A 23,663-nucleotide genomic window follows, 5' to 3' on the forward strand; every position below is an offset into this window, starting at 1 on the left:
ATCACTACGCGTAGTTTTATTTTTCCCTTTGACTTGAAGCGCTTGGCCGTTAGGTTCGACTGACGAAAAGACAGGTCCAGGGGTGGATCACGGGCGCTAGGGAGGTGCCCGGGGAACCAGGAAATGGTCATCCCCACCCAACTGGAGCGTCTTTATGCGCGGTGCCTCGCGTTCTTCGGTCATGGAGACCGATCTGACCGAGTCGCGGAACAAGGCCGTAAGTCCTTGTCCGCAGCAGTCGCCTAATCAAGAGACAGAGAGACATCAACCCGACGCCGGGGCGGTCGACGATTCATCAGGCATCGCTAAGCGGCCGGCCCTGCCTTGTCTGATCATCAATGAAATCGGCCTTGGTCTTGCCCCTGTCCCTTCGCTTTCTTCCGGACAGGGCCGGCAGGAAACAACCGATGACGCCGTCAACGTCATTGAGTTCCTTAATCCGTCCGACAGCCAGACCGAGACTCATGCTCTCACCGTTGAGTTCGTGAATCCGGCGCGCGCCTTGATTCGGCTTGAGATTCCCGATGGTGTTTTTGTGCCGGCCGGGGGCAGCCTCGCGATCTGTCAGCCGGCCGGCCTGGATGCCGATCCGATGGTTTTCACCCAGGTGCTGGACGCCAAGGGATTCGTTCTGAACAGCGCGACCATTGCTGAAGCGGCGTTCTGGGATTTGGGCAGCGATGCCACCGAAGGCTTGGCGGTGAACCTTGTCTGTCAGGCCGGCGGGGGCGACGAGACAGGTATCGATACCTTTGTGGCCAATCTGAAGAGGCCGGATCTCACCGCGCTCAGCAGTCCTCTCGACTTTGGCGTGGCAAGCAGATCGAAGCGTATCTCTTCAGGAAACTTTGAAACCTATTTCGCAGGCCTCAGTACGGTGCCGAACATCTTTTCGCGGGTCTTCACCGGAAGTGCCGAGACGCTGCCGGGCGACACTTCGGTGACCCAAACCCAGGAGACGATTGAAAGCACGGAGACCGTGGCGCCGGAAGGCCCGGAATGCCCGGAAGACGGCGCAATCGTCAAGGTATCGGGCCAGCCGAACGATGCCGAAGCCCAGAGCAGGAAGCGTCACCGCGGAAGAGGGCGGAGGCGTTTCGGTGGCAAGGCCTCTGGGCTTCAGAAGCCTGGTTCCGGCGGCTTTAGATCCGGCATCTGAATTGCAAAAGGGAATCTTCGACTCCGGCATTGCTGTTCATTGATAACCATCCGGCATCTTCGGCGCTGCTGGCGGCAACTCTGGATAATCTGGTTAAAAATGTTCGCGGGAGCCAAGTTGTCGCTCCGCAAACAGCAATTAAAAGTAGTATTTATAGTTAATAGATCACTTTAAACGTTATTTAACGATTGACTTGAACCATCCGATCCATATGTTCGACGCATAGCAGATCCAGGGGTGGATCGCGGCGTGTTGGGAGACACGCCTGAGAACGTCATGACGGCGTTCTTGGTTCACACCTGGAGTATTGCTATGTCCGAATTTATTGTTTCCTCGGTCAAGAAGACCGATTCAAGCGATCTTGGCGCCGCCACTGGCGAGACTTCCGTTACTGAGACTTCTTCCGCGGGTAAGCCCGCGCTGACGGGGCAGGCTGCCGCGCTTATGACGCTGGCGCCACCGGCCCCCGGTGAGACGATTGTCGTGGCCCCGCAGAGCGGCGCGACCTATGTCCTGGACTTCGGCCCCCGCGAAGCCTCGGTAAGCGCCGAGGGCGGCAACCTCGTTCTGAGCTTCGATGATTCCGGTGACGGCGCGGCCGACCGGCAGATCGTTTTTGAAGACATCGCGCAGTTGGCCGAGGCCGGCGAGGCGCCGACCCTGCAGATTGCCGGAACCTTCTTCTCCGCCGACACCCTGTTCAACGAAGCCCAGGCGCTGGCCGGCGAAGCCGCGCCGCTGGAGACTGCGGCTGCCGACGGTGTCGACGCCCTGGGCGGCGGCGCCACGGCCTACAGCGACAACCTGGGCGACGTGATCAAACTGCTGCAGGCTTTGGGCGTCATCCCGCCGACGGAACTGGAGTTCGGTCTGATCGATCTTGAAGAGGATACCGGTCTGGTGCTGTTGGGGGAGGACTTGCCGTCCGCGCCGGAAGAACTGGTTATCAACGAAATCGGTCTCGGCGTATCCTTCGGCGCCTTGCCGGGCATTCCCGGCGAACCGGAGGTGCCGGACGGCGTCCGGCTCGATTTCATCGAGTTCTACAATGCTGCAACGTCCGCCGTCGAAACCCTGGACCTTACCGTGGAGTTGCTGAACCCCGCGGGTGATGTTGTGACCATGGGAATTCCCGACGGTTTGGTGATTCCAGCCGGTGGTTTCCTGGTGATCTATGAACAGTCGGCCGCGGGCGAAGGCGGTCTTGAGACCAACGTCTTCGGGGTGATCTTCGATGCTGAAGGCGTTCAACTGGATGTCTTCCTTCTTCCCGGGGTGGCCCCCTGGGCGCTGGGTGAGGACACCACCGAAGCACTGGCCGTCAATCTGGTGTTCCAGGCCGGCACCGAGACCGAGACCGGCGTCGATACCTTCGCGGCCAACCTGCCCGCTGCGGATCTGGGCGTGCTCAGCAGTCCGACCTGGGTTCCCAACGAGACCGTGTCCGAACTGTTCCCCAATGCGAACTTCGAGACTTTCCTTGGTAACTTCACGCCGGGTCAGAACATCTTCTCTCGCGTTTTCGACAATGAGCAGAACGATCCCGCGTCCGGCGCGCCGCTCGACAGCGACACTGAAGCCGACTGGACGACCAACAACACACAGACGGCGGGCAGCCTGAACGACACCGATCTGGCGGAAGAGGGCGCCTTGGTCCTCAATCACGGTGCGAACCCAGGTGTCTTCCATGTCAGCTTAGATGGCAGTGTGACCGAGGTCGTGACCGAGGCCGATGTTCTGGCGGCCGGAGAAACCGACGTCGCCTTCATCAACAATGGCATCGCGCTGGCGTCTGATGGAACGATCTACTTTACCAACGGCGGTACCGGCATCGGAGATGGAGCGATCATGCAGCGTCTCCCCGACGGTACGGTGGAGGTGCTGATCTCGGAGGAAAATGTCGCTGCCGCTATCCCGGAGATGCAGGTTGTTCTGCAGGATCTGGTCGTCGGTGATGACGGTCTTTTGTATGTCGTCGACGAAGAGAACGATGCCATCCTCTCCATCGATCCGGGGACACTGGCGGTTTCTGTGCTGACCTCAGCCGCGGATATCCTTGGTTTACCCGAGTTTGGGACGATCAATGACCTCGGTGGCCTGATTCTGAGCGCGGATGGGACAACCCTCTATCTCGCTGTTGATGGCGATCCCAACAACGGCATCGTACAGATAGACGTTTCCACAGGCGTCCCCTCTGTACTTGCCACCGATGCGGTCTTCGATTCTCTTTCGGTTTTCATGGTTCTGGCCCCCAATGGCGATCTCATCGTTGCAGATGAAAGCGGCGGCGACGAGCTTTACCGCGTCACACCGGGCGGCGATGTGTCGGTTTTTCTCTCTTCGGCTGAGCTTGACGCTGCGACCAATGCAAGCACTGATCTGGAGGCTGGTTTTTGGTTCGACGCGGACGGTAACTTCTATCTGGCCGACGGACAGACCCAGACAGTGTACCGCTTCGATGCTGTCGATCCGGTAACGGGCGAGGTTGATGCCCTGGGCTATCCGTTGGCTCTGGAGGCCGACATCATCGCCGCGCTGGGTGCTGCCGACCTTCAAGGCGGCGCTGTGTTTCTGCCGACGAGTGATGCCAATCCGTCGGACTTCTTCTTCGACGACACCAATCCTCAGCAGGCCAATGGGGACCCCCTGGCCGGGCAGAGCGTGCAGGTGGCTGACAGTGATGCCGGCGTCTTGATGGAAGGTTTCGGCGGTCCGGATGCGTTGTTTGGCGGTGCCGGCGGAGACACCATCTATGGCGGCAGCCAGGCAATGGTCGCTGAGCAAGGTGCTCTGAATACGGAGGACCCCGGCGAAGCGCCGGCGAACGGCTTCAGCGATCACAATGACTTCCTGTTCGGTGACGCCGGCGACGACGCCATCTACGGCGGCTCCGGCAGCGACGTCGTGGTGGGCGGCCTGGGTGCCGACTCCATCGACGGTGGCAGCGGCGGTGATCTGATCGCCGGCCATGATGTGGAAGGTCAGGGCGTGCCGGAAGGGGATCCTGGTGCGCCGGAACTGAACGCCGATGTGATCGCCGGCGACGGACTCAACAACATCGCTGACGGTGACGCCGTTACGGTCGCCGAGGCGCTGGTCAACCTGGGCGGCGATGACAGCATTCTCGGCGGCTTTGGCTTCAATTTGATTGCCGGCGACGCGCTTGCACTCAATGAAGAGGGCGATGCCACCAGCCAGGTGCGCAATGATGACGAAGTCAGTTTCCCGGATCCGAACGGCAACGACCTGATCTATGGTGGTGAAAGCGGCAACATCATTGCCGGTGACGCCCTTGCCAGAGGCCTTGGCACGGCCGGTGCGGAGGCCGACAACTATGCACTGCTTGGTGGCCTCGTTGGCAGCGACTCCATCGTCGCGGCGGAAGGCTCGAACCTGCTTTCCGGTGAAGCGGTTGCGACCGCCATCGGTGGGTCGGATGCCTATGCTTATGTGACCAATACGGCCGAGGTCGGTTCAGCCGGCAACGATCTGATTGGGGCTGGTGACGGCGCCGATAGCATCGCCGGGGAGGCCGCAGCAACGTCAATTGGCTCGTTTGCCACCGTCGAGGTCGTGCAATCGGCCACAGGCCCCGTTGCCGAGGCAGGAAACGATGTTATCGAGGGTGGCGCCGGCAGCGACGATTTGGCTGGCGAGTCGCTCGCTATCAGTGACACTCAAGCTGACGCAAGCGTTGACAACGCCGCGGCCGATGGCGGAGTTACCGGCGGCGACACCATCACCGGTGACCAAGGTGCCGATGCAATGGCCGGTGAGGCTTTGGCGCGCGGCGCCAACTCCGGAACCGCCTATGTAATTCTTACGGCAGAGGATGAAGGTGATTCGGGGAGTGACAGCCTTGTCGGCGGCAACGGCGCTGACTCAATTGCCGGCGAGGGGTTGGCTTTCAGTGATGCTAACGCCGTTGGCTTCCTTAACACCGACGCGTCGTCCGGGGGTGTTCTTGCCAATGACACGATCTCAGGAAATGCGGGAAGTGATTTCCTGGCTGGTGAGATACTGGTGATCAGTCAAGGAGAAGCCACAATCATCGGCAATCTCATTGCTGAGGGTAACGGCTCCGAAGCCGGCAACGACGATCTGACCGCCGGTGGAAGCGCGGATGACGTCGCCGGCGATATCCTGGTCGACGCTGTAAACGATATCAGCGTTGAGATGAACTCGATGGCAACGGAAGGCGCCGTCGCGGCGGGCGATACTGTCAGTGGTGGGGCTGGAGCTGACGTCCTTTCCGGTGATGTCATTGCCCGCAGCTCGGTGGGTGTGGTTGATGTTGAAGTTATTCATGCCGCAGTCGCAGCAGCCGCCAATGCCAATGCCGGCTTCGACAGCATTCAGGGCGGCAATGGGGCCAACATCATGGCTGGTGACGCCCTCGTCGAGGGCGGCGACGGCTCGTCCGTGACCGTTGAAAGTTCGATCGACGGCGAAGGGTTTGTCGGCAGCGATGTGTTGCTGGCGAACGACGGCGACAACCAAATCGCCGGTGACGCCCTGGTCATAGCAGAGGGTGCTTCAACGGTTCTGGTTGATAATAGGATCATTACTGGTGGACCCACAGCCAATGTCGGTAGCGACGTCATCGAGGTTGGCACTGGTGAGAACGTTGTTGCCGGTGACGCCCTCGGTTTTGGAGGACTCGGTCTTTCAGTCACTGTTGGGAATGTTGCCGACGATGAGGGCGCAGTCGGCAATGACGGCATTCTGGCCGGTAATGGCAACAACCGGATCGCTGGAGATGCATTGATTATTGGAGGCGGGGATGCCTCCGTCACCAATACCAACTCTGCAGTGGTGCAGGAGGACGCGAGAGTCGGGAATGACTCTATCGAGGCCGGCGACGGGTCGGATACCTTGTCAGGCGATGTAATGGCTTTTGACGGTGGCACCGCCTTCGTTTTCAACTCCGGCGACTCGGGGAATGACGTGATCATCGGCGGTAACGGGGAGAACTTCATCGCTGGCGACGCCTTGGCTGCCGGTGCCGGTGGCCTCGCCGAAGTTGGCGGGGAAGGTAGCAACGATACCATCTTTGGCGGTGACCAGGCCGACCTTATCGCGGGTGACGCTCTGGGCATCCAGGGAGCCACGGTGGACGTCAGTGATGGTGGAGATGACTCAATTCTTGCTGGCGATGGAGACGATACCGTCTACGGCGACGGCAATGGAACCGAAGCAAATGGCGGTGACGACACCATCGACGGTGGAGCCGGTAACGACAGTCTCTTCGGCAACTCCGGCGACGACGTGATCTTCGGCGGGGACGACAATGATTTCATTGACGGAGAAATCGGCGACGACACCCTGGATGGTGGTGACGGCAACGACGGCGTTAGCGGCAATGCCGGCAACGATGTACTGTTTGGCGGCGCTGGTGACGACACGCTTAACGGCGGCACAGGGGATGATACGATCGATGGCGGCGCCGGTGTCGATCAGATCTTCGGCGGCTCTGGAGTCGATGTGATCGTTTTCGATGCCGATGATGAAGCCGGCGGTAGCGTGAACGCCGATATTGATGACGGCTTCAATGCGGCATTCTCGGGAGACTTCCTGGTGATCGACGAAGATGTCGACTTCACCGCACTGAACGAAGGGGTCTGGACACAGTTCGAGATTCTGGATCTTGAGAACGGTGGAGCCGACACCGACGAAACCCTAACCCTGAACGTGGATGATGTCATCGACCTGACCGACTTCAACAATCTGTTGTCGATCCAAGGTGGGGCGGTTGGTCTCAATGCCGGGGTCGGTGCCGGTGACACGGTGAACCTCAATGGCGGTGGTGCCGGCAGCAACTGGGATGCGGGTGTCGATCAGGGTGACTATACGCTCTACACCAACGACAACGGTGCTCTGGTTGCCATCGACAACGATGTCGCCGTGATGGTCGCCAATGCCTAGCGGACGCTAGGTCTCCAATCAGGCAGCTATGGAAGAGGGGCGAGGGCCGACAGCCTTCGCCCCTTTTCTTTGTTCAACATCCTAGGCGGTCTTAGCACTGCCCAGAACCTTCCGGCAGGTCTCGACGATCTGATCCACTGGGCGATGGGGACCACGGGCCTTGATCTCGGCGGCGAGCCCTGTCGCCCGCTCCGCCATGCCGCTATTCGCGGCCACCTCATCGAGAATGGCCGGTAGGGCCTTGTCCAGGTCCTTGTTCATCAGCAGGCGGCCGACGCCGAGGCGTGTCAGGGCATCGCAGGTGAGCCGGGCTTCCATGTGCGTCGGCAAGGTCAGTTGAACCCGCCCGCCGCTGAGCGCCGCACAACTCGTGCCGTTGCCGCCGTGGTGGATCATCATGGTGGCGCGGGCAATGACGTCCTTCATGGCTTGGGGCTCGCGGTGCACCGTCAGGCCGGGGCGGGCGAGGGCTTTTGCGACGTCGTCGGTCATGGCGCGGGCGAAGATTTCGCCGCTCATCTTGCTGGCGCGCAGGCCACGCAGGAAGGGTTTGGTCTTCTTGTGCTCCAGGCTGACATAGGCAAAGAAGTGCGGTCTTTCCGGCAGCGGTTGCGGTTTCTGCAGGCCCTCGACGGGCCCGATCACCGGGTCCTCACGCAGGTCGGCGTAGGGATCCAGTTCGGGCAGGGTACAGACCAGACGGCCGGCAGTGCGGAAAGGCTCGGTGACGCTTTGAGGAACCGGGCGGCGGTTCTGCGCCTGAACGTACCGCATCACTTGCAGCACATGGGCCGGGTCCACCATGTGTTTTCGCCCCTCGCGAAACAGCGGGAACTGGTCGTCGCTTGCGGGGGGCAGCGTGAATCCATCGGCAACCTGCACCACCGGCCGGTCTTGAAAGCAGGCGAGGATACAGATCGGGCTGTGGTCGCAGATCACCAGGTCAGGGTCAGCCTGTTCAATGAGGCCCCGCCAGGCCAGCATGCCGGCGTGGAGCGCTTGCCGGCGGTAGAACCCGGAGTGACACATGATGTCGAGATAAGTGCCCATGGGGGCCGGTTTGGGCGCATTGGGAATGCGTTCCACCAAGTCGGGCACCGGCAGGATGGGGCGTTTCTCCCTGGCCAGCAGCACTGCATTTTCTTTGATATTACGCAGGAAGAAGATGACCTCGTGGCCTTCAGCCTCCAAGGCCCTGACAACGGGCATCAGGCGGTGCACATGGCCGTGGCCAGCACCCAGTTCGTAACCGACGAGAATTTTTGCCATGATGTCGCCGCGTTCCAGGTTTTCAACGGCCGTTCAGCATCTTCTCGCAGGTTTCGAGAATGTGGTCCATGGGCCGGAAGGGCCCCACACTCTTGATTTCCTGGGCGATGATGTCGGCCCGCTCGGCCATCTTCGGGTCGTTGATGGTTTCCTCCAACAGCGCGGCGCCTTGGTTTTCGAGATCCTTTGCCGTTGCCATGCGGCCAACACCGATGCGCCCCAGCGCTTTGGTGTTGAGCAGTGTCTCTTCGTGGATCGGCAGGGCCAGTTGAAGGCGCCCGGCACTGCAGGATGCCAAGCACATGCCGCTGCCGCCATGATGCACGGTCATCGTGGTCCGGCTGAGGACCTGATCGATCGGCTGTGGCGATTTGTAAAAAGTCAGGCCGGGGCGAGCGTACTTTTTAGCCGTCTCCTCCGTCATGCCGCGGATATAAGCCTCGGCGGGAAGTTTGGAGGCTTTCAGCACTTCGAGGAATTTCGGCGTGACCCGGTGCTCTATGCCAAGATAGACGAAGAGCGAGGGGGACTTTGGCATTTTCATCGGGTTTTGCAGGCCTTCGGTGGGTCCGATCACCGGGTCCGCGCGCAGATCCTTGTAGGGGTCCATGCCTTTAAGGGTGCATACCAACCTGCCGGCAGTGCGCAGCGGCGCGGTGACACTGGGCACCTTGATGCCGCCCAGGCGTGCCTGGACCTCGTTCATTACCGATACCAACTGGTCGGTGTTCACCGTTGCCTTCTTTTTCGTCTGGAACGGCGGGAACACGTCATCCTGGGCCGGCGGTATGGTGAAGCCGTCGCCGACCTGCAGGACGGGGATGCGGCCGTAGGCGGCAAAGCAGGTTACCGGACTGTGGTCGCAGATGATCAGGTCCGGGCGCAGGTGGTCGAACAAGGTTCGCCAGGCGAGGGTCGCGGTGAAGAGGGTCTCGAGCCTGCCGAAGCCGCAATAGACCATAATGTCGCTGTAGGCACCCATCCGCTTCGGTTCCCGCTCCGCCGGATTGGGGGCGACCAGATCCGGCGTCGGAATGAAGGGGATGGGGTTCTTGGTAATCTGCGCCCTGCAGTCATAGGGATTGCGCAGGAAAAACGTGACCTGATGGCTCCGGGCCGCCAGGGCCTCGGCCACCGGTGCCAGGCGGCGATAGTGCCCCAGGTTGTCGCCGCGCTCGTATCCGATCAAAACCCTTGCCAAGACTCAGTCCTCAACTCGACCTGGGCCGACAGATAACGCGCCCCGCATCGTTTCATCTCATGAATTCGTTGATAAATTGTTCTTGCCGGTGCCTGCAACCGGTAATTCGGGGTGCGCCGGGATTTAAGGTTGTGATAGGAGAGTTACAGCTCCCGACCGGGATCGCCCGGTGGTGTCGCCAAAGATGCCGCCAAGCCTGCCAACAGGCTCTTGCGATCCGGGAATCGGGCCGAAGTGGGGGGAAAAGGAGGGGAGGCGACGGTCATGAAGATCGCGGTCATAACGCCATACTTTGACGAGGATGAGGACCTGCTGCGTGCTTGCCATGACAGCGTCATCGGCCAGATCCATCCGGTGACCCATATCATGGTGGCCGACGGGCATCCGCAGGCTTGGATCAACGCCTCGGCAGCCCAGCACATCGTCTTACCTGTGTCCCATAGAAACTATGGTGATACACCGCGGGCCGTCGCTTCCCTCGCTGCGATCGGGCAGGGCTTTGATGGCGTGGCTTACCTGGATGCCGACAACTGGTATCAGCCCAACCACATCGAAACCGTCGTCGAAATGCACAGGGCAACGGGAGCGGCCATCTGTTCGACCAACCGCAGCATCCATCGCCTGGACGGCAGTCTTCTCGGTTACTGCGAGGCCTCTGAGGGGGAAGACTTCGTCGACACCAACTGCTTGGCTGTTTTTGGGCAGGCTCTTGAATTGCTGCCGCAGTGGGCTTTGATGCCGGAGTGGGCTCATGCCTTAGGGGACCGCATGATGTGGCACATCCTGCGCCAGAGTCAGTTGAAGCGGGTCCATAGTCAGGCCAGAACGGTTTGCTACCGCTCGTCCTATGGATTTCACTACCGTAAGCTGGGCGAGGACCCGCCGCCAGGTTCTGCGCCTGCGGACTATTTTAACGAGGCGATTCGATGTTGGTATCAAAAGGGCTTCCCGCCCTTCCGAAACACGGGTGTTATTCGGCCACCAGATTAAGGGTATGACGTAGAGAGATGCCTGATGGATTTCGCTGCGATATAGAAAAGCCAGACAAGGGATTGCCAAGGCTGTGAGAATTGCCGTCGTTACACCCTACTACGATGAGACGGAGTCTGTTCTGCGAGCGTGCCATGACAGCGTGCGCGGGCAGACGCATGCCGCAACCCATATAATGGTCGCCGATGGGCACCCGCAGGCGTGGATTGATAGTTCTAGCGCGCAGCATATTGTTCTGCCGGTTTCGCACAGGAACTATGGTGACACACCACGTGCGATTGCGTCCGTCTCGGCGATCACGCAAAAATTTGATGGTATCGCCTATCTCGATGCCGACAACTGGTATCAGCCCGACCACATCGAGAGCATGGTGCAGCTTCACCGGGAGACCGGTGCAGCGATCTGCTCAACACGGCGCTCGATGCACCGTATCGACGGCAGCCTTATGGGTTATTGCTTCTCTTCGGACGGTGAGGATTTCGTCGATACCAATTGTTTGGCGGTTTTCCGAGAAGCCTTCCGTCTACTGCCGTGCTGGGGCTTGATACCGGACTGGGCACATGTGCTGGGTGACCGCATGATGTGGCATCTCTTACGGGATAGTGGTCTGAAGCGGGCACATCTGCCGAGATTCACAGTTTGCTACCGCGACTCATATCTGCCCCATTATCTGCATATGGGAGAGAACCCACCGGAGGGGGCGAGGGCTACCAATGAGATCCTTCAAGCCATTGGGAGATGGGACAAGGAAGGGTTGCCACCATTCAGAAAAGAGTTCGATGTTCGCCGGTCTAGCGAAATTCCCAGTGGTCGGTCGGATTCTTAAGCGGTTTGAGCGTGGGAGACGTCGAATGTCCTTAGCTGTGTTTTGGAGTACAGAACCGCCCTTTATAGATAATACCCTCAAGCTGTCTTGGGTTTGTGGCAAAACAGATCAGGTACCAGCTTGTGCTGGTAGCTAGCCCGCAAACAGATCCGGAATTTGATTTCACCGATTCTCGTGAAATGCCACGCCGTTACGTGATTGCCTGTGCACCGCGAAGCGGCAGCAATCTTCTTTGCGAACTCTTGATGCAAACAGGCAAGATGGGCTGCCCGATCGAATACTTGCATCCACAGTCGATAATGGTACCGATGGCGCGCCGGATTTGCGGTGAGGGTGAGGTCACTGGTGATCAATATGTGACGGAGTTACTTAGGCGCCGCACCAGCCCAAATGGTGTGTTCGGATTGAAGACCTTTTGCTGGCAGGCCAAGCCATACATTGATGGGCGCCGCTTTAGGGTGCTCTTTGAGAACGCGGCGTATGTCTACCTGACCCGGAAGGAAAAGCGCAGGCAGATTGTCTCACTGGCGATCGCGTGGCAAACAGAACAATGGACAAGCTATGACAAGCAACACGGACAAGCAAGATATGACGAAGACCTAGTTCATCAAGCCGGCAGGTTCTTGGCACAAGAGGCGACAGGCTGGGAGCGGTTTTTTGACAATCACGAGATTGAACCGCTTCGGATAACCTATGAAGGCTTCTTGGCGGATTTAGACAAGGTCGGACGGTCCGTTTGTGCGCTTGTCGATGTTACTCCATCACACCCGTTTCGTATTGAGCAAGCTGCTACGAAGAAGCAGAGTAATTCGGTGAATGATGATTGGCTTGAGAAGGCCGAACGAGTCCTTTCAGCCTACGTCTAATGCTGGTCATGTCACAAAAGCCTTGGACCTTGTTTGGTGATTGAGAGGCCTGACATCCATCAAGCAGCAGGTTGTTCTGAATCGACGATAGTGCCGCTGGCTGAACATCAAGGACAAGCCGATTGAATAAACGTGGTATGCGAACGGGCAGCTAGTCGCAGGTCAGCTACGCGCGGTCTTGCTGCCGGCCGATTTCTTTGCCGGGGCCTTCTTGGCCTTGCTTTTGCGTGTTCTGGTCTGGGGCTTTGCGCCCGCCTTGGCAGCGGATTTCTTGGCGGCCGATTTCTTGGAAGCTGGCTTCTTCGCCGCAGTCTTGCCGGCCGGCATTCTGAAGCTCGGTTTTCCCGGCTTGCTTCCCGCGGTGGGGCGCTTTCCGGCGACAAGATTGTCGATCAGCTTCAATTGCTCTTTCAGGCACTTTTCAAGATCGTAGCTTTGCAGGATCGTCGCACGCGCCTTTTTGCGAATGGCGGCCATGCGGTCCTTGTGGTCCAACACCTCGTCGACGCGATTGGCGATGGCCTCGTGATCGAAGAAGTCAAACAGAAGCCCGTTGGAACCGTCCTTGATGACCTCTGTGACCGGTTGGGTGGCAGAGGCGACGACCAGGCACTCCGAGGACATCGCTTCCAGCATCGACCAGGAGAGGACGAAGGGGAAGGTGAGGTAGACGTGAACGCCTGAAACCTGGATGACCTGCAGATAGGTCGAATAGGGAACGCGCCCGAGAAAGAATACACGATTGAGATCGAGGTCGACCTCTTCCAACATCTGCTTGCGATAGGTCTGACCGGCAGGGAGAGCCCGGCCGTAACTTACTTCGTCGCCCCCGATGATGATGATCTTCGCATCGGGGCGCCGCTTCAGGATCTGTTCGGCCGCCCGCATGAACTGCGGGAATCCACGGTAAGGTTCAAGATTGCGCACGACAAAGGTGATAACCTCCTCACCCTGACGCAGGGTGGTGACGGCGCCGTCGGTGTTCTTGATCTCGATACTGGCGTCAGGATTGGCCTTACAGACTTCCGTATCGATTCCGTCGTGTATGACGGATATCTTGTGCTGGTACTCCGCTGGATATTGTTCGAACTGCCAGAACGTCGGTGTCATGCCGGCGTCGGCTGATTCAAGTCCCATGAACTGGATGATGTTCTTGGTTCGAATGCGGCAATGTGTGTCCAGCGTGGTTGGGCTGCTCGGATCGAAACCGACGTCCGCACCCACGGCATGATAATAGAATTCGAAGAAGTTCAGCAGGGGCGAGTCCGGGAAGACGTCTTTGAGGTAGAGGGTCTCGCCCCAGCCCGGGTGGCCGATGATGATGTCGGGATAGAAACCCTTGCTCTTCAGCTCCAGCGCTTTGCGGGCGACCTCCTGGCCATGCAGAATCCCGCGCTCGGTTTCCCGGATATAGCGATGGGTGGAATCCGCCGGTTCACGGTTCGGTTTGTAGATCACCTTGTGGATGTTGGGGAGCTCGATGCCCTCCCGCTTGGTGATGAACACCACCGTGTTGTCTTTGTCGGCAGCAAGCCGCTGGCAGATATGCTTGTACTGCCCGGGCATGTTCTGGTGCACGAAGAGGTATTTCATATCTTTGGGCCTTCCCGTTGCCCGATCTTCTTCTGGGTTCGGCGGCGCGAGTCTACACAAGTCCTGTCAGATTCGGCTAATTTGCTCAATTTTTTGTAAAGCTTCGGACAGAGCCGCGGGCCGGCTGAAGCGCCGGCCAGGAGCCTGGCCCTCTTGAAAAGAGGGTTGTCCGGCCGCCTGTGGGCTCAGAGGTTGGTCAAGGCCTCGTCCAGGTCGTCGCCTTTGCCGGAACTGGCCTCCAGCCGGTCTTTCTCGGCCGTCCGGGTCTGGATCTGCTCCAAGGCCTTGGCGAGCTGCAGGGTCAGTTGCTTCAGCGACCCGACCGGCATGAGGAGGTTTCCCGTCGTGTGCGCCTCGAGCTCGGCCTTGTCATTCTTGCGGCGCAGCTGGACCAGTTCGATGCGCACGACCCCATTGGACACCACAATCGAACCGGTGCCGTCTGCAAATATATCGCTCATGAATGCACTTCCCTCTATCTCGCTCAAACAGTGCTTCGGTAAGGGTTTGAGAACAAACGAACGCCATAGGCGCCTGTTAAAACCGCCCCTGGATAGCAGGCTTGCTGCCGTTGATCCAGGACTTGCTCCCTAGCGCCTGCAATCCCCCGGAATCAAGGTGTCGAAGCCTTCAGAAGGCTGCCCAGTATCGCAACGGATGCCCGTCCGTTCCTCGGCAGCCCCTTGTCGGCCTGGAATCGGCTGAGAGCCTGGGCCCGCGCCTCTTCTTTCGCACGCAGGTTCTCACCCTGCAGATAGCCGAGACGAACCAGCAGGCTGTCGATGGTTTTCAGTGGAATCATCGCCGCCTCGCTGCCGCCTTTTGGCGCCTGCCCGTTGCGCCAGCGCGCCGAGGTCTGAGCCAGCGCCGAGGCTGCCTCGCGCTTGCCGCCGTCGGGATGAAACAGGCTGAGTGACAAAACGCCAGCCACTGATTCCTCATTGGGTGCCTTGAGGTCGATCACGTGTAGTCCCACGGCAAAAAAACTGCCATCGGCGAAGAGCAGGAGAGGGGACCCGGAATCTCCCTTGATCACACTGCAGTCGTGGGTGATCAGACTGCCGGCCTGACCGACGCCGCGAATCTGACAGCCCCAACCGGCCGTCATCACATGGGCACGGTCTCTGCGGTATCCGGCCTGCAGCAACAAGGCTTCGCCGGCCTTGATCCGCGACAGCATGAGACTGTCCAGCTTCTTGATTCCCAGCCAGCCGGCCTGGGTTCCGATCGGCTTTGCGAGGGTGAGGATCGCCCAGTCGCGCACGGCGGATCGGGTCGTGGCGCCGTCGCGGTAGTCAAAAGCCTCGGCCCGCCGATAGCTTGTAACCTTGGAGTGAAGGATGAAGCGGTCACGCTGATAGCCGGCGATGAAGTGTATCTCGATCGGGCCGCGCCAGCGACCGGCGCGCGGATCGAAGAGGCAGTGTGCGGCTGTGATGACATGCCTTGGGCTGATCAGAAAACCGGTGCAGTGACCGCGCCCGCCGGCATTGACTCTGCCGATGGCGCTCCAAGGGTACTCCATGGCGTTGATCTCGACACGGTCAGACGCCTGCGCCGCCTGCGTGCCGCTGGAAACGCAAATGGCCAGGGCGAGGGCGCTGAGCGCGCGCGCCCAGACGTTCGATGCGGGGCGAACACCCGCAAGGATTTTCAGCATTGTCGGTCAGCCGACCGCAATGCTGGCGATGAGTTTCTCACCGGAAATCGTGGCTGCCACCTGTCTCAATGCTTCGATCACTTTCGGGTCGTAGCGGCTGGAATTCTCCTGCAGAATATCCAGCACGGCGGCAGGTGCAAGGCCTGCGCGATAGGATCGCGGTTCCACGCGGGCACAAAAAACGTCGCAGGTGCCCAGAATCCTTGCGGTCAGCGAAATGGCGTCACCGGCTAACCCTTTTGGGTAGCCTTTTCCGTCCAGACGCTCGTGCATCTGCGCGATGGTTTCAACCACCGGCACGTCGAAATCGATCCCGTCCAAAAGCCGGACGGCGTGCTCGAGGTGGGTTTCCATCTGGCGGATTTCGTCTTCCGACAGCCGCGCCGGCTTGGTCAGAAGTTCCTGAGGAATCGCCAGCTTGCCGATCTGAGACAGATTGGCGGCCAGCTCCAGGCCGGTCAGTTCGTCTTCGGTGCAGTTCAATTCCTTGCCGACCGCCACGGCGAACTCGGCGACGCGGCGCGAGTGTCCGGCCAGGTAAGGATCACGAAGCTCGATTGCGCGAACCAGGGCGCCAACCATCTGTTCGATGGCCCGCTCTTTCTTGCGCTGCTGTTCCACCAGTTCGGTGACGTCACGCGTTACCGAGACGATACCCTGCAGCGTTCCTTCGTGGTCGACGAAAGGCGCCTTGGAAATCTGCAGATGGCGCAAAGCCGAGTCGAAGTAGATCTGCTCGTTCGAGGTTACGGTCTCAAGGCCGTTGACGACACGCCGTTCCGAAAGGGCCAGACGCTTTGCCGTGCCGCGTCCGAAGATGGCGGCATCGTCCAGGCCAACCATAGCCTCCGGGGCACGACCGACCGCCGAGGCAAAGGCGGCATTCACGTAGCGATAGGTGCCGTCCGTTCCCTTCAGGCCGATCTGTTCGGCGATGGCGCCGTTGATGCTGTCGAGCAGTTGTTTTTGCGCGTGAATACGGCTGGCCAGGCTCTGATATTGCCGGGCGAGGGTTTCATTGTGCAGGCTGGAGAGCCGCCACCAGAATGCGCCGAAGGCTATGGCGACGGCGATGACCACCAGTGCGGCGACCACCATCGCTGCGGTCGCAAAGGTCGCGAGTGGTTGTTCCGCGATGCCAACATCGAGTTCCTCAACCACCCACCAGGTCGGCCCTGCAACCATGGCGCCGGCCGAATAGACGGTCCCGCTCTCGGTGAGTGAGGCGCGTTTGCCAAATGGAACCTCACCGGCGGCGAGGTCGAAACCCTCCAGAGAAACTGTCTTGACCGGATCGGGAGCGCCGGGGGCGATCCGCGACAAGCGATCGCCGTCGAGTTGGATCAAGGCGCGGCGGGCGCCGGGGCTGGCCAGCGGGTCGACCGCGAGTATCTCCGAGAGGCCGCTTGCCAGAGGGGTCACCAGGACGAGGACAGCAACCGGCGGGGCCTGACCCGGTTCCACCTGTGCGGCGAAGACCGGGATCGCCAGATCCATCACCAATCCAGCGGAAACGCTGCGTGCCGGACCGAACACCGATTGTCCGCGCCGGAAGCTTTCGCCGGCCAGGGCGGACTGTTCGCTGTTGAAGCTCACGGAGGCGCTGGACGAGACGAGGGCATCGCCGCTGCGCCCGACGAGGTAGGCAGCCAGGAAGTCGGCGTTGACGGCGAAGTCGCTGATTACCCGCTCAATGAAAGGCAGTTGTTCGACCAGCGGGACACCAAGGCCCCCTTCGTCGGTCTGCGGCGCCACCATGCGGGACATGTCACCGCCGGCGAGGTCCATCTCGGCGGAGAAAAGACGGATCAGCTCACTCTCGACAACCGGTTCAGCGAGGCGGAGGCTGCCCTGCAGCCAGGTGGCGATCACCTCGGCCTGGCCCTCGGCGGTGATACTGAGCCGTTCGGAAACCTGTTCGGTGAGCTGGTTCCGCTTGGCATCGATCGTCAGCTTGGGCACCAGCACCGCGGCCAGGGCGATCACGGCCAAAACAATTCCGCCCCAGAGGAGCACGCGCCAGCGTCCCGAGGGTTCGGGTTTTGCGTCGATCGCGGCGAAGTCCAGGGCATCCGCCGCTTTGAGCCCTTCCTTAATCATGAATAGGTTATCTCATAGAGGAATTAACGATTGTTTACAAAGATGCGGTGCGCTTCTTTTCATAGAAATGGGCCCAGCGTGTCGACTCGTTCATCGAGTACTGCGGAATATAGTGGCGGTACTTTCGATGCGAGAAGATAAGGTCGGTGAGACTGTCCAGGATCAGGATGTCGTTGCTCTGGTAGACGGCCAGGACGGCATGGCCGATACGGCGGATCCGGTCCATCAGGATGACCACCCGCATCTCGTCGTTTGACAGGCCCAGATCGCGCAGGGCGAAGAACTTGGCGATCGAATAGTCTTCGCAGTCGCCGGAACGCTTCATGAATTCCTTTGGCGTCGCCCAGAATTCGCTGACGCCGTAAAGTTCCTGGTCGACCTTGTAGGGCCAGCGGTTGAAGTACTGGTTCACGATCTTCAGCATGGCGTCCCGCGGCTTGCCCTTGGCGGCGGAGGCAACCTCGCGCCAGGACTTCAGGCCGGCGCTGGTGCAGGCTGCCGGGTTGTCGAGACAGGCCCGGAAGGCGCGGCGTTCCTGTTTCACCTTGGAGAGAACCCGTGCCCACTGGGGCAGGGCTTTCAGGGTATCGGAGGAAATCTCGGTGGAGCCGAAGAGCGCGCCGCCTTGGTTGCGGCTGGACTTCAGGAAGTCGCCCAGGGACTGCGCAGCCGCCGGTTTCGCCCAGCCGTCCACTGCGAGACTGCCGACGGCAGTCCCGAGCATCAGAGCAGACGAACGAAGGAAGGCGCGGCGATCCACTGACCATGCTCCCGAAGCTGCGGCTGTTCCCGCGGGTTCGCGGGAATTGCGGCCATGAGCGCCTGCTGGAGGCCCTCATCGAGAGCATCGCTGTTTTGCCTTAACGTAGATTTTCCAAAGATGGTTTACGCGGTAACACCGGGGTGAGGCGCATTTCCGCCAAATACCGGGCAAATGGCATGGATTCACCCCATGCATTGGTAAAGACGCGAAAAAAGCGCCGCCGGTATGCCGACGGCGCTTTTGCGGTTCCGCTGTCTTGCGTCTTGTATGCTTAACGCTCGCGCAGGGCGCTGTCCTTGGCCTTCAGGATCGGCTTCAGAAGGTAGTCGAGAACCGACTTCTGGCCGGTCAGGATTTCCGCCGTCACGGTCATGCCCGGAATGATCGGCAGAACCTCGCCGTTGCGCTGCAGTTCGCTTTCCTGGGTACGCAGATAGACACGATAGAAGCTTTCGCCTTCTTCGTCCTTGATCGTGTCCGCCGAGATCCGCTCGAGGTCGGCGCTCAGGCCGCCGTAGATCGAGAAGTCGTAGGCAGAGACCTTGATGATGGCCTCCTGGCCGGGACGCAGGAACGCAATGTCGGCCGGCCTGACCTGGGCTTCGACCAACAGCGTATCATCCAGCGGCACGATTTCCATGATGTCTTCGCCCGGCTGGATCACGCCGCCGACGGTGGTGCGCTTCAGGTTCTTCACGGTCCCCCGGACGCGCGACTGAACCGAAGTACGGGTCACGCGGTCCTGACCGGCGAAGAGAGACTGCGAGATAGACTTGAGCTCGGCGCGCACGCCGTTGAGCTCGTCCGAGGCTTCGGTCTTCGTCGTCAGCACCATCTCTTCGATCCGCTGCTCCGCCTCTTTCTGAGCCGCCTGAAGGCGGGGAATAGCGGTGCGGATCGTCCGGATCTCGCCTTCGAGGTCGGCCACCTGGCGATCGATGCGAATGAGGTCGATGCGCGGCATCACACCCTTTTGGACCAACGGCTTGGTGATCGCCAACTCCTCGCGGGCCAGGCGCAGGCTCTGCTCAAGCTGGCGCCGGCGGCTGCCCATCTCGGCCACTTCCTGTTTGCGCTGACTGGCCTGAGACTCCAGAACAGACACCTGGGCAGCCAACTGACGCTTGCGTGCGTTGAAAAGACGCTGCTGATCCGAGGCGACGATGGGTGCTTCGGCCTCTACCGCTTCCGGAAACGTGATGCCTTCGGCTTCCTCAAGCTCCGCGACGAGGCGCGCTTCGGTCGCCAGCAAGCTGTAGTACTGTGACTGGGCATCCTCCAGGTTGGCTGTGGCGATGGTGTTCTCGATGCGGACCAGAACATCGCCCGCCTCGACGATGTCGCCTTCGCGAACCAGGATTTCGGAAAGAATGCCGCCTTCCAGATTCTGAATCACCTGGGTCTTGGAGGAGGGGATAATGGTCCCTTCGCCCCGGGTGACCTCGTCCAGGACGGCGTAATGCGCCCAGATCCCCATGACGGCGAAAAACAGGATCGACATGATAGTGAGGATGTAGGCAAACCGCCGGCCGCGATGCCGGGTGGCAGCATGGACGTCGGGCATGAAATCCAGATCGTCCCGATCGAAAACGCCTTGTGAACTCATCCTAACTTATTCCTCCATCGGGCCGGGGAGCAGGGTAACGGGCCCGCAGTGTTACAGTCTGGGCGGTATTGCCGATCTTCGCATTGATACAGCCCAATCCATCTACCGTGCCTGCCGGTCAAGGCAGGTTTGCCGTTCGCCGCCGATCAGTTGTTTGTCGCGCGGATCTGGCCCTGTCGCAGTGCTCTCAGGACCTCTTCCTTAGGACCGTCGGCAACGATCTTGCCGTTGTCGATAATCAGCAGACGATCGACAAGCGTCAGCAGCGAACTGCGATGGGTGACCAAGAACAGCGTCTTGCCCGGCAGCATTGCCTCCAGGCGCCTCTTGAAGGCGGCCTCCGAGGAGTTGTCCATGTGGCTCGTCGGTTCGTCCAGCAGGATGATCGGCGGGTCCAGCAGCATCGAACGGGCGATCGCCACCGACTGGCGCTGGCCGCCTGAAAGTGACATGCCGCGTTCGCCGACCGGCAGGTCGAAACCCAGCGGATGGGTTCGCAGGAAGTCACTGACGCCGGCAAGATCTGCGGCGCGCAGGATCGCCTCGTCGTCCACATGCGGCGCCCCGAAACAGATGTTTTCGCGGACCGAGCCGAAGAACAGATAGTTGTCCTGAGAGACGTAGCCGATGTTGCGGCGCAGATCGGCCGGGTCGACCTGGCGAACGTCTGTGCCGTCCATCAGGACAGCGCCGTCCATGGGTTCGTAAAGCCCGACCATCATGCGCGAGACCGTGCTTTTGCCGGAGCCAATGCGGCCCAGCATCCCGACGCGCTCACCCGGCTTGATCTTGAAGGAGAGGCTGTCCAGCGCCTTGGTTTCCTGACCCGGATAACTGAACGTCGCCTGCTTGAACTCGATCTGTCCGCTGAGGCGCGGGCGATGCAGGAAGCTCTTGTTCTGGGCGCGCTCGATCGGGGCCTTCATCAGGGTATCGAGGGATTTCAGTGCGACACGCGATTGCTGCAGGCGGGTCAGCATGGCCGCAACGGCGCCCAGCGGCGCCAGCGCACGGCCGGTCAAGATGGTTGCGGCGATCAGCGCGCCCATGGTGATGTTGCCGGCGGCAATCTCGTGCACGCCGTAGACAATCACGATTACAGTCGCCATTTGGATGGCCACCTGTGCGAAGGTTGTCGCAATGCCGGAGATGAAACGCGCCCGGCCCGAAGATGTTGCTGACAGGCCGACGAAGCGCTCCCAGGACTTCTGGACGCGGCCCTCCGCGGCGGTCGCCTTGATGGTCTCCAGGCCGTCGATGGTCTCGACCAGCAGGGCATGCTTCTGACTCGCCTCGCGCTGGCTCTTTTCCATGATCGAGCGCAGCGGGTATTGCAGAATGAGGCCGGCTAGAATAACCAGCGGCACCATGACGAGCGGCACGATGGCCACCGGTCCCGAAACGATATAGATGACGCCGATGAACAGGAAGATGAAGGGCAGGTCGACCAGCGCCACCAGGGTGCCCGAGGTGAAGAATTCGCGCAGCGATTCGAATTCGCGCAGATTGTTCGCCATGGCGCCGGTCGATGCCGGCTTGGCGTCGAGACGGGTCGACATCAACTGCTCCAGCAGGCGGCTGGCGATGATCACATCGGCGTTCTTGCCGGCGATGTCGACGAAATAGGTGCGCAGGTTGCGCATTACGAACTCGAAACCGAAAACGGTGATCACGCCGATGGCCAGAACCCAGAGTGTCTCTATGGCCTGGTTGGGCACGACGCGGTCGTAAACGTTCATGATGAACAGCGGGCTGGCGATCGCGAAGCAGTTGATCAGGATCGACGCCAGAAAAACGTGACCGTAAATCGGCCAGAACTGCCAGAGGGTGCCCCAGAACCAGGCCCGCGGTTCGGCGAGCTTGGTTTCCGGCGCCCGCTCGTCGAAGCGCGCCTCGGCGCGGGCGAAGATGGCATAGCCGCTGTATTGTTCCTCCAGCGCCTTCATATCGACCGACTTCTGGGTGCCGCCGGCCTCCGGCAACAGGACATCGGCAAAGCCGTTGGCCAGCCCGGTAAGCACGCAGCAACTGCCGCCCTTCAGCAGCAGAATGCAGGGCAGGGTGACCGGCAGGATCTTCACCAGGCGCGGGCGGCGCACGACGCGGGCCGAAAGCCCTGCGCGTTCGGCAGAGCGAACCGCCAATTCCGGCGTGAAGGCCTCTTGAGCGTGGGGCAGTCCGGCTTTCAGAGCCTCTGTGGAAATCGGGCGTTGCAGCAAGCCGGCAAGCAAGGAAAGGCAGCGGACAAGGGGGTCTTCAAAGTCGACGCTCGAGGCCGGCACGTCCCAATCGTTTGCCGCACTTTCCTCAACCACATCGCTGGTCCGCAAGGTCGCACCGAGGGAGGCCGACTTCGTATCGTCATCTGCCGCACCCTCAGATTCAGCCAGACTCGCCGACATCTTGGTGTCACCTGAATTATCGAATGCCTCACTCACGTCGGCGGTATCCTTACTGGTAACGGAGTCTGCCACCGGCTGGTCCGGAACAGGGGCCCCTTGATCGTCCTCGCGGCTTCTGCCGACAGTCCCAGCCTGCCCAGCCGCAACATCTTTCTGCGTTTCCGCGCCGTCAGTCTCTTCCGCCGCAGCGCTGCCCGGGAGCTGGAGCTCCGGGTCAATTTCTTGTCGGCCCAGCTCGGCTGGCCCGAATGTCGTCTTCAGGTCCGGCTCGGCGCCACCATTTACCTCCGTCGGTCCGACCGAGAGGCTTGGTTCACTTGGTCCAGCTTTATCGTCCGCCACGTCTACGTCCGGCCCTTTGCGCTTGGGCCTGCCGTGAATCGCCGACGTATTGTCGCGTGCGACCATACCGTGCCTAAAGCTCTCCCATTAGACGATCCCACCTCACAAGAGCCTGCCCCAGCAGGCTTAGCCCATCCGGCTGCAAGCAGGCGGGGCGGCGTGACGGGAAAATCGCTCCCTATCGCAGACTTTCGGATCCCAAATCTTGACCATAGACATTACGAAATCGCAAAGACTTGGGTTTCATGCCTAACTGCAACTCAGTCACTTTTTAGTGCCGCTTCATTCGGGAAGGCTTAATAGCACAATTTACCGGTTCGGCCAGGGGATTCACCCGACCGACGCCTGCGTGATTGATTGTCCGCCAAATTGCCTGCCGCCCGCTCAAACCCTTGGTGTCACCTGATAACCGGCGTTTTCACTTCCTGGTAACCCTATTCCCGCGAAGCTAAAACGGCCCGGCGCCCAGGGCTGTGGGATTTGTCACAGCTTTGTGGCCTTTGTTGGGCATAGAAGTTCTCCGTCAGGTCGCGATATTTGTACTTCGGGGGCGAATACTTACGCGCGCTGCAATTATTTCGTGAAAGATGGGAGTAAATTCCTTGATTTGGCTTGGATGCCTGGCGTCAAGGTCGTCTGACCGGCAGCTTAAGGGTTTTCACAGGGTGCTGGTATCCGGCGTTGACAGAATCGATCCGCTGTCCGTATTGCCTCGCCTGCTCATCGGGAAAGGTGCATTCTGAGAATTGAGTGGCCGGCCCGGGAAAATCGGTCTCGTGGCAGTGGTTTGAACTTCGGTCTTCAGAGCTTGCAGCAGAACGGTGAACATGGGATTGTGGTTAAAATGTCACGGTGTGGCAATTGAAGTGGCCTTAACCCCAATTAACCCTGTTTGGCCTTAGGAGCGCGCGTTGACAGCCAAACTGGAAACAGGTTACAAGTCGCGCATATTTCTAGATTT

14 protein-coding genes are annotated in these 23,663 nt (G+C 60.1%); 5 read left to right on the forward strand and 9 right to left on the reverse strand.

The window, feature by feature from the left end:
* The first annotated feature begins 154 nt into the window (after positions 1 to 154).
* Together ACP146_RS08050 and ACP146_RS08055 are read left to right on the forward strand one after the other, a co-directional pair.
* Complete coding sequence (locus tag ACP146_RS08050; protein ID WP_422366243.1) at positions 155 to 1,159, forward strand: hypothetical protein; 1,005 nt, start codon at positions 155 to 157, stop codon at positions 1,157 to 1,159.
* A 312-nt stretch (positions 1,160 to 1,471) separates the two neighbouring features.
* Entirely contained in the window at positions 1,472 to 7,084 is a 5,613-nt protein-coding gene (locus ACP146_RS08055) for a beta strand repeat-containing protein (RefSeq protein WP_422366244.1), read from the forward strand.
* A gap of 81 nt (positions 7,085 to 7,165) precedes the next feature.
* Here ACP146_RS08055 and ACP146_RS08060 read toward each other — a convergent pair whose 3' ends face one another.
* Positions 7,166 to 8,353, reverse strand: coding sequence for a glycosyltransferase (locus ACP146_RS08060; protein ID WP_422366245.1), 1,188 nt, complete (start codon positions 8,351 to 8,353; stop codon positions 7,166 to 7,168).
* Between the two features lie 22 nt (positions 8,354 to 8,375).
* A complete protein-coding gene (locus ACP146_RS08065; RefSeq protein WP_422366246.1) occupies positions 8,376 to 9,554 on the reverse strand; it encodes a hypothetical protein in 1,179 nt (392 codons plus the stop codon).
* Between the two features lie 264 nt (positions 9,555 to 9,818).
* Between ACP146_RS08065 and ACP146_RS08070 the strand changes: the two genes are divergently transcribed.
* The 3 genes from ACP146_RS08070 (at position 9,819) to ACP146_RS08080 (ending at position 12,236) form a co-directional block, all read left to right on the forward strand.
* Positions 9,819 to 10,544 carry a glycosyltransferase family 2 protein gene (locus tag ACP146_RS08070; RefSeq protein ID WP_422366247.1) on the forward strand — a complete coding sequence of 242 codons (726 nt, stop codon included), beginning with the start codon at positions 9,819 to 9,821 and terminating at the stop codon, positions 10,542 to 10,544.
* Between the two features lie 73 nt (positions 10,545 to 10,617).
* Positions 10,618 to 11,370, forward strand: a complete 753-nt coding sequence (locus tag ACP146_RS08075) for a glycosyltransferase family 2 protein (RefSeq protein ID WP_422366248.1) — start codon at positions 10,618 to 10,620, stop codon at positions 11,368 to 11,370.
* 95 nt (positions 11,371 to 11,465) lie between these two features.
* Positions 11,466 to 12,236, forward strand: coding sequence for a Stf0 family sulfotransferase (locus tag ACP146_RS08080; RefSeq protein WP_422366249.1), 771 nt, complete (start codon positions 11,466 to 11,468; stop codon positions 12,234 to 12,236).
* Positions 12,237 to 12,398: 162 nt separating this feature from the next.
* On the opposite strand, the gene ACP146_RS08085 is transcribed toward ACP146_RS08080, so the two are convergent.
* The 7 genes from ACP146_RS08085 to ACP146_RS08115 all read right to left on the reverse strand — a co-directional run bounded on the left by ACP146_RS08085 (position 12,399) and on the right by ACP146_RS08115 (position 22,396).
* The gene (locus ACP146_RS08085) at positions 12,399 to 13,829 is read right to left on the reverse strand and encodes a glycosyltransferase family 4 protein (RefSeq protein WP_422366250.1); all 1,431 of its coding nucleotides are present in this window, start codon (positions 13,827 to 13,829) and stop codon (positions 12,399 to 12,401) included.
* Between the two features lie 185 nt (positions 13,830 to 14,014).
* On the reverse strand, positions 14,015 to 14,290 hold the full coding sequence (locus tag ACP146_RS08090) for a hypothetical protein (protein WP_422366251.1): 276 nt from the start codon (positions 14,288 to 14,290) through the stop codon (positions 14,015 to 14,017).
* A 152-nt stretch (positions 14,291 to 14,442) separates the two neighbouring features.
* On the reverse strand, positions 14,443 to 15,489 hold the full coding sequence (locus tag ACP146_RS08095) for a trypsin-like serine peptidase (RefSeq protein WP_422366252.1): 1,047 nt from the start codon (positions 15,487 to 15,489) through the stop codon (positions 14,443 to 14,445).
* A 6-nt stretch (positions 15,490 to 15,495) separates the two neighbouring features.
* The gene (locus ACP146_RS08100) at positions 15,496 to 17,589 is read right to left on the reverse strand and encodes an HD-GYP domain-containing protein (RefSeq protein WP_422366253.1); all 2,094 of its coding nucleotides are present in this window, start codon (positions 17,587 to 17,589) and stop codon (positions 15,496 to 15,498) included.
* A gap of 34 nt (positions 17,590 to 17,623) precedes the next feature.
* On the reverse strand, positions 17,624 to 18,349 hold the full coding sequence (locus tag ACP146_RS08105; RefSeq protein ID WP_422366254.1) for a transglutaminase-like cysteine peptidase: 726 nt from the start codon (positions 18,347 to 18,349) through the stop codon (positions 17,624 to 17,626).
* 274 nt (positions 18,350 to 18,623) lie between these two features.
* On the reverse strand, positions 18,624 to 19,958 hold the full coding sequence (locus ACP146_RS08110; RefSeq protein WP_422366255.1) for an HlyD family type I secretion periplasmic adaptor subunit: 1,335 nt from the start codon (positions 19,956 to 19,958) through the stop codon (positions 18,624 to 18,626).
* Positions 19,959 to 20,104: 146 nt separating this feature from the next.
* Positions 20,105 to 22,396 (reverse strand): type I secretion system permease/ATPase, encoded by a 2,292-nt coding sequence (locus ACP146_RS08115; protein ID WP_422366256.1) that lies wholly within the window; start codon positions 22,394 to 22,396, stop codon positions 20,105 to 20,107.
* Positions 22,397 to 23,663: the final 1,267 nt, after the last annotated feature.

The sequence above is a fragment of the Pelagibius sp. genome, from assembly GCF_965249265.1.
GTDB lineage: Bacteria > Pseudomonadota > Alphaproteobacteria > Kiloniellales > Kiloniellaceae > Pelagibius.

What these genes read in the sequence shown, in the direction of transcription:
- ACP146_RS08100 (WP_422366253.1), bottom strand. Translation starts at nt 17,589, where the DNA reads ATGATTAAGGAAGGGCTCAAAGCGGCGGATGCCCTGGACTTCGCCGCG.
- ACP146_RS08070 (WP_422366247.1), top strand. Translation starts at nt 9,819, where the DNA reads ATGAAGATCGCGGTCATAACGCCATACTTTGACGAGGATGAGGACCTG.
- ACP146_RS08055 (WP_422366244.1), top strand. Translation starts at nt 1,472, where the DNA reads ATGTCCGAATTTATTGTTTCCTCGGTCAAGAAGACCGATTCAAGCGAT.
- ACP146_RS08090 (WP_422366251.1), bottom strand. Translation starts at nt 14,290, where the DNA reads ATGAGCGATATATTTGCAGACGGCACCGGTTCGATTGTGGTGTCCAAT.
- ACP146_RS08085 (WP_422366250.1), bottom strand. Translation starts at nt 13,829, where the DNA reads ATGAAATACCTCTTCGTGCACCAGAACATGCCCGGGCAGTACAAGCAT.
- ACP146_RS08095 (WP_422366252.1), bottom strand. Translation starts at nt 15,489, where the DNA reads ATGCTGAAAATCCTTGCGGGTGTTCGCCCCGCATCGAACGTCTGGGCG.
- ACP146_RS08110 (WP_422366255.1), bottom strand. Translation starts at nt 19,958, where the DNA reads ATGAGTTCACAAGGCGTTTTCGATCGGGACGATCTGGATTTCATGCCC.
- ACP146_RS08060 (WP_422366245.1), bottom strand. Translation starts at nt 8,353, where the DNA reads ATGGCAAAAATTCTCGTCGGTTACGAACTGGGTGCTGGCCACGGCCAT.
- ACP146_RS08050 (WP_422366243.1), top strand. Translation starts at nt 155, where the DNA reads ATGCGCGGTGCCTCGCGTTCTTCGGTCATGGAGACCGATCTGACCGAG.